Annotated in this window: 4 protein-coding genes; 1 reads left to right on the forward strand and 3 read right to left on the reverse strand. The window is 72.4% G+C overall.

Annotated features, from left to right (window positions below):
• Window positions 1–26: 26 nt before the first annotated feature.
• The 3 genes from efeB to ACFVHV_RS34890 all read right to left on the reverse strand — a co-directional run bounded on the left by efeB (window position 27) and on the right by ACFVHV_RS34890 (window position 3,995).
• The gene (efeB, locus tag ACFVHV_RS34880) at window positions 27–1,349 is read right to left on the reverse strand and encodes an iron uptake transporter deferrochelatase/peroxidase subunit (protein WP_380356756.1); all 1,323 of its coding nucleotides are present in this window, start codon (window positions 1,347–1,349) and stop codon (window positions 27–29) included.
• Window positions 1,349–3,427 carry an iron uptake transporter permease EfeU gene (efeU, locus tag ACFVHV_RS34885; RefSeq protein ID WP_380356759.1) on the reverse strand — a complete coding sequence of 693 codons (2,079 nt, stop codon included), beginning with the start codon at window positions 3,425–3,427 and terminating at the stop codon, window positions 1,349–1,351. The genes efeB and efeU overlap by 1 nt, the downstream gene beginning before the upstream one ends.
• A 241-nt stretch (window positions 3,428–3,668) precedes the next feature.
• The gene (locus tag ACFVHV_RS34890; protein WP_359908787.1) at window positions 3,669–3,995 is read right to left on the reverse strand and encodes a hypothetical protein; all 327 of its coding nucleotides are present in this window, start codon (window positions 3,993–3,995) and stop codon (window positions 3,669–3,671) included.
• A gap of 408 nt (window positions 3,996–4,403) precedes the next feature.
• Here ACFVHV_RS34890 and ACFVHV_RS34895 point away from each other — a divergent pair, with 408 nt between their 5' ends.
• Window positions 4,404–6,026, forward strand: coding sequence for a cytochrome bc complex cytochrome b subunit (locus ACFVHV_RS34895; protein ID WP_359908833.1), 1,623 nt, complete (start codon window positions 4,404–4,406; stop codon window positions 6,024–6,026).
• The last annotated feature ends 40 nt before the right edge of the window (window positions 6,027–6,066 follow it).

Raw genomic sequence — 6,066 nt, forward strand, 5'->3', positions numbered from 1 at the left:
CGCCGGGCCCGCGGTGGGACCCGCCGTCAGACGGCGGCCAGCAGCCCCCGCCCGAGCCAGTCGGCCTCGTCCCTCGCGCCCGGCAGGACGAAGAAGTACCCGCCGCCGGTCGGCGAGATGTAGTCCACCAGCGGCTCGCCGATCAGCCGGGTCTGGGTGGCCTCGAACTGCCGCACCACGTCCTGCTGGTAGCAGCAGAACACCAGGCCCATGTCCAGGTTGCCCGCCTGGTCGACGCCCCGGTCGTAGTTGAAGCCCCGGCGCAGGATGCGCGAGGTGTCGGTGTCTGCGGTGCGCGGGTTGGCCAGCCGGATGTGCGCGTCGAGCGGGATCGCCTTGCCGTCCGGGTCCTTGGCGTAGTCGGGCGCGTCGGTCTCCCGGGCGCCGTCCAGCGGCGCGCCGGTGTCGCGGCGGCGGCCGAACATCTTCTCCTGCTCGGTGAGGGTGACGCGGTCCCAGAACTCGATCAGCATCCGGATGATGCGGATCACCTGGTAGCTGCCGCCGGTCGCCCAGCCGGGTTCGCCCGTCCCGTCGGCGACCCAGACCAGCCGGTCCATCTCGCGCGCGGAGCCGGTGTCGGGGTTGACGATGCCGTCCTTGAAGCCGAGCAGGTTGCGCTGCGCGCCGTCCGGGCGGGACTGGTTCTGGAAGCCGTCGATCCGCCAGAGGATCTGCATCGCGCCCCGGGTGTGCCGGGTGATGTCGCGCAGTGCGTGCAGCACGGTGTCCTGGCGGTCGGCGCAGATCTGCAGCGAGAGGTCGCCGTGCAGTTCGGCGGCCCGGAGGTTGTCGTTCGGGAAGGTCTTCATCGGCGCGAGCCTGACCGGCTTGGCCTTGGCCAGCCCGTAGCGGTCGTCGAAGAGCGAGGCGCCGACGCCGACCGTGACGGTCAGGTGGTCGGCGGGGACGGTCGGGCCGAGGATGCCGCTGTCCGAGGGCGGCGCGCCGACCCCGAGGTCCGGCGGGGTGCCGCCGGCGGTGAGGAAGCGGATCCGCTCGGTCAGGGTCCGGAACAGCGTTTCGAGGCCCTTGCGGTCCTGGGCGATCACCTGGCAGGAGACGAAGGCCGCGAAGCCGGGGGCCGGGGTGGTGACGCCGGCCTGGTGGGCCCCGTGGAACGGCACCGCCCCGGTCTTGTCCTGCTTGCCGTCCCCGGCGGCGGCCCGGCCGGCGCCGAGGGCGAGGCCGCCACCGGCCAGCACGGCCGCGCCGGCACCGGCGCCGAGCGCGGCCCGGACGAAGCTGCGCCGGGCCGGTCCGGCCGGGCAGCCGCCCTCCGCGGCGGCCTCGGCCGGCGCGGCGTGCGGGAAGGGGCAGGACCCGGTGGCTGCGGTGTGGTCGGTCATCAGGCGGCCTTCCGGATTTCGAGCAGGGCGGGGACGGGGGCGAGGTCTTCGAGCAGTTCGCCGGTGGCCCCGTTGAGCTGGCGGCGGGCGTCGGCGGGCAGCCGGTCGACCGGGGTCCACCCCTCGGGCCGGTGCGCGGCGGCGAGCAGGTCGCCGACCCGCTTCATCCCGGCGTTCGCCTTGACGAGCACCTGCGGGTCCCGCTCGTCGAGCAGCGGCTGGAGCAGCGTCAGCAGTTCCTGGGTGCCGGTCAGGTTGGCCTGGGCGGTGGCCAGGTTGGTGCCGCTGCCCATGTCGGTGTCGCCGGTCAGCTCGAACTGGAGGGTGTTCTCCAGGATCTCGTGGGCGCGCAGCGGCAGGTCGCCGGGGGCGAAGTCCTGCCCGGGGAAGTCGTGCGCCAGCTGGTCGACGTTCTGCGCCAGGTCGTCGGCGACGGGCGTCAGCTCCTCGGCGGACCGGTCGTGCCAGAGGCCGTACTCCAGGCGCAGGAAGCCGGTGAAGCCCGGGTCCTTCTCCTTGTCGGCGAGGCCGTCCGGGCGGCCGTCGATCTTGCCGTCGAGGTCGGCGAAGGTGCCGTACGCGGCGCCGAGGGAGGCGTACTGGAGGTGGGCGGCGAGCCAGTCGGCCTTCGCGGTGGCGAGGTCGCCGGAGCGCACGTCGGCCTGGAGCTTCCGGCTCTGCGTGACGAGCGTCGCGAGGCCCTGGCCGACGTACTCCTTGTAGCTGTCGAGCGGGGCCTTGAGGTCGTCCTCGGCGACCGGCTTGACGGCCTTGACCACGGCGGCGCCGCTGACGTGCACGGCGGCCGAGGTGACGGGCTTCCCGCCGGTGGGCACGCAGCGCCAGGCGTAGTCGCCGGAGCCGATGGTGGCGGTCAGGGCGCGGGTGGTGCCGGGGGCCAGGCCCTCGATCTCCCCGTAGACCGAGCCGGTGCCCGGGTCGACGAGGTAGACCTCGGCGACCTTGTCGCCGGTGTTGCGCATCTGGAACACCTGCTGGCCGGGCCGCGGGGCGGCGAAGCCCTTGCCGCACTCCTGCTCGGAGACGGCGACGGTGGCGGAGCCGCCCTGCTTGCCGTCGCTGATCGCGATCACGGCGCCGGCCAGCACCACCGGGACGGCGACCGCCGCGGTCGGCAGCACCCAGCGCGGCCGGCCGGCCCGCGCCGGCGGGGCCTCGGACTCCGCGTCGGCCCCGGCGGGCTTCTCGGCGACCGCCGCAACCGCCGCGGCCGCAGCGGCGGGCGCGGCGGCCGGGGCACTGGTGCCGCCGCGGACGCCCTCGACGAACAGCGTCATCACGATGCCCAGGTAGGCGACGTAGCCGACGACCTGGAGCACCGTCATGGTGACGGTCAGGTTGAGCGTGCCCTGGACGAGCGTCGCGTACCAGGACGAGGCGTCCAGGTGCCCGCCGAGGTCGAAGGCGTACGAGGTGCCGCCGCCGATCAGCCCGGATTCCTGGAGGTCCCGCAGGCCGTAGCCGAGCACGCCCGCCGCGACGACGATCAGGCCGATGCCGGTGATGGTGAAGAACCGGGTGAGGTTCATCCGCAGGGCTCGCCGGTACAGGCCCCAGCAGAGCCCGGCCGAGAGCAGCAGGCCGAGGGCCGCGCCGATCAGCGGCCCGGTGGACTCGCCGGCGGTGCGCACGTTGGTCCACAGGAAGAGCGAGGTCTCCAGGCCCTCCCGGGCGACCGCGAGGAAGCTGGTGAGCACCAGCGCACCGGCGCCCATCGCCAGCGAGGCCCGGACCTTCTCCTTGATCTCGGCGGAGAGGGTGCGCGCCGAGCGTCGCATCCAGAACACCATCGCGGTGACGAAGCCGACCGCGATCAGGCTGAGCACCCCGCCGAAGGCCTCCTGCGCGTGGCCGGAGAGGTTGGCGGCGGTGAAGGTGAGCACCGCGCCGAAGCTCAGGCTGAGCGCGACGGCCGCCGCGACGCCCGTCCACACCTGGGGCAGCCGGGCCCTCTGGTCCGCCCGGACCAGGGTGGCGACCAGGATCGACACGATCAGTCCGGCTTCCAGGCCCTCGCGCAGCCCGATCAGGAAGCTGGGAAACGCCTCGTCCCACATGCGGCGGGCTCCTTCCCCGGGCCCGGCCCGGGTCGTTCACCTGTTCTCGCCTCCGCCGCGGTGGCGGTGGAGCGGCACAGCCGAACGCCCCGGACACCGGGGTCCGGGGCGACGGCTTAGCTTAGGCAAACCTTAGAGCCGGCAAGGTCAACCGCACCCCCGCTTCGGGTAAGGATTCGGTATGAGCCCGCCCTCGCGTTGACCGGGCCCGCGGGCCTCAGGGGTCGTCAGGAGTCCGCGGTCACCCCCACCACTGCTCCGGGACCGGCTCCGGCTCGGACGACTCCGGGACCGTCACCGGTTCGGCGCAGCGCACCAGCAGATCGCCCTCCTCCGTCCCGGCGACGAGGTAGCCGCACTCGCGGAGCACGACCGCGGCCGCGCCGCTCAGCGCCGCGAGCGCCTCCCGGGAGGGTGGTCCGCCCGGCTCCGCGCCCGGCGTCCAGCCGACCACCACGCCCTCGGGGTGACGGTCGATCCACAGCGGTGAGGGCCCCGGTCCGGTGTCGAACCCGGCGCGGGCCAGGGCCTCGGTGACGTCCTCGAAGAGTTCACGGTGATCCACCATTGGCGCAGCGTAGGCCCGGGACCACGCGACCCCCGGCCGCGGCGCGCGCCGAAACGGTTCAGCGGCACTCGACCGCAGCATCGGCACCCGTTGGGCCGGGCGGCGGCCAGCCGATCGGGCGTCAGGGGCCCCCGTCCGGCCCGACACGAGCGGCCGGACGGGCCGATGGACGTGCACAGTCGGCCCCCTGCCGACAGCATGACAGAGTAAGCGCTCCATCACCCTGAGCAACGGGTCCAGTGGAACACCTGGTCCGCGCGCCGGTCCGGCCGGCGGGCCCGTATCGAGAGGTCCCATGATCACAACACTTCGCCGGCCGGTGTTCCCGCCGGCGGGCCTCCAGCACGGCACGCCGAGGACGCCGGGGAGCCCGTCGTGAGAACCGACCAGCAGTCGCAGCCGGGACCGGTGACCAGCACGCGCGCCGACCCCGCCAACAAGGCCGAGGCCCTGGCCGACTGGACCGACGGCCGACTGGGCATCTACTCCCTGGCCAAGTCCAATCTGCGCAAGATCTTTCCCGACCACTGGTCCTTCATGCTGGGTGAGATCGCGCTCTACACCTTCGTCATCATCATCCTCACCGGCGTCTGGCTGACCATGTTCTTCACCCCGAGCATGGGCGAGGTCGTCTACGAGGGGACGTACGTCCCGCTCAGGGGCATCGCGATGTCCGAGGCCTACTCGTCGACGCTCAGGATCAGCTTCGACGTGCGCGGCGGCCTGCTGATGCGCCAGATCCACCACTGGGCGGCCATCGTCTTCGTCGCCGCGATGCTGACGCACATGATGCGCGTCTTCTTCACCGGCGCGTTCCGCAAGCCGCGCGAGATCAACTGGGTCTTCGGCGCGCTGCTGCTGATCCTCGGCATGTTCGACGGCTTCATGGGCTACTCGCTGCCGGACGACCTGCTCTCCGGTACCGGCATCCGCTTCATGGAGGGTGCCATCCTCGCCGTCCCGATCGTCGGGTCGTACCTGCAGTTCTTCATGTTCGGCGGCGAGTTCCCGGGCACCGAGATCATCCCCCGGCTGTTCACCGTCCACGTCCTGCTGATCCCGGGCATCATGCTGGGCCTGCTCGCGGCACACCTGATCCTGGTCTTCTACCACAAGCACACCCAGTTCGCCGGGCCCGGCCGGACCAACCAGAACGTGGTCGGCATGCCGCTGCTGCCTGTCTACACGGCCAAGGCGGGCGGCTTCTTCTTCCTGGTCTTCGGCGTGGTCGCGGTGATGTCCGCGATCGCCACGGTCAACCCGATCTGGGCGTACGGGCCGTACCGTCCGGACCAGGTGTCCACCGACGCCCAGCCGGACTGGTACATGGGCTTCTCCGAGGGCCTGATCCGCGTGATGCCCGGCTGGGAGATCAGCGTCTGGGGCGGCCACACCCTCAACCTCGGGGTGTTCATCCCGCTGATGGTCTTCCCGCTCGTGCTGATGGTCGTCTGGGGCTACCCCTTCCTGGAGGCCTGGATCACCGGGGACCGGGGCGAGCACCACATCGCCGACCGGCCGCGCAACGCCCCGGTCCGCACCGCCTTCGGCGCCGCCTGGATCGGCCTCTACCTGCTCCTGCTGGCCGGCGGCGGCAACGACCTGCTGGCCACCCACTTCCACCTCTCGATCAACGCGATCACCTACGCGGTGCGGATCGGCTTCTTCACCGTGCCGGTCGTCGTCTTCGTGATCACCAAGCGGTGGTGCCTGGGCCTCCAGCGGCGGGACAAGGAGAAGGTGCTGCACGGCCGGGAGACCGGCGTCATCAACCGGCTCCAGCACGGCGAGTTCGTCGAGATCCACGCCCCGCTGCCGCCGGGCCGGCTCTACACCCTCACCGCGCACGACCAGCCCCAGCCCTCCGAGCTGCCGCCCGAGGTGGACGAGAACGGGGTGGCCCGCAAGACCGGGCTGTGGACCCGCACGCGGGTGAAGCTCTCCCGCGGCTTCTACGGCAAGGGCAGCCAGATCGCCAAGCCCACCGTCGAGGAGCACGAGGAGATCAGCAGCGGCCACGGCCACCACTGATTCCCGGGCACGACGAGGGCCCGCCACGCCGGGAACGGTG

Origin of the sequence: Kitasatospora sp. NPDC127116 (assembly GCF_042677365.1) — a bacterium.
Classification (GTDB): Bacteria; Actinomycetota; Actinomycetes; order Streptomycetales; family Streptomycetaceae; genus Kitasatospora; species Kitasatospora lactacystinica.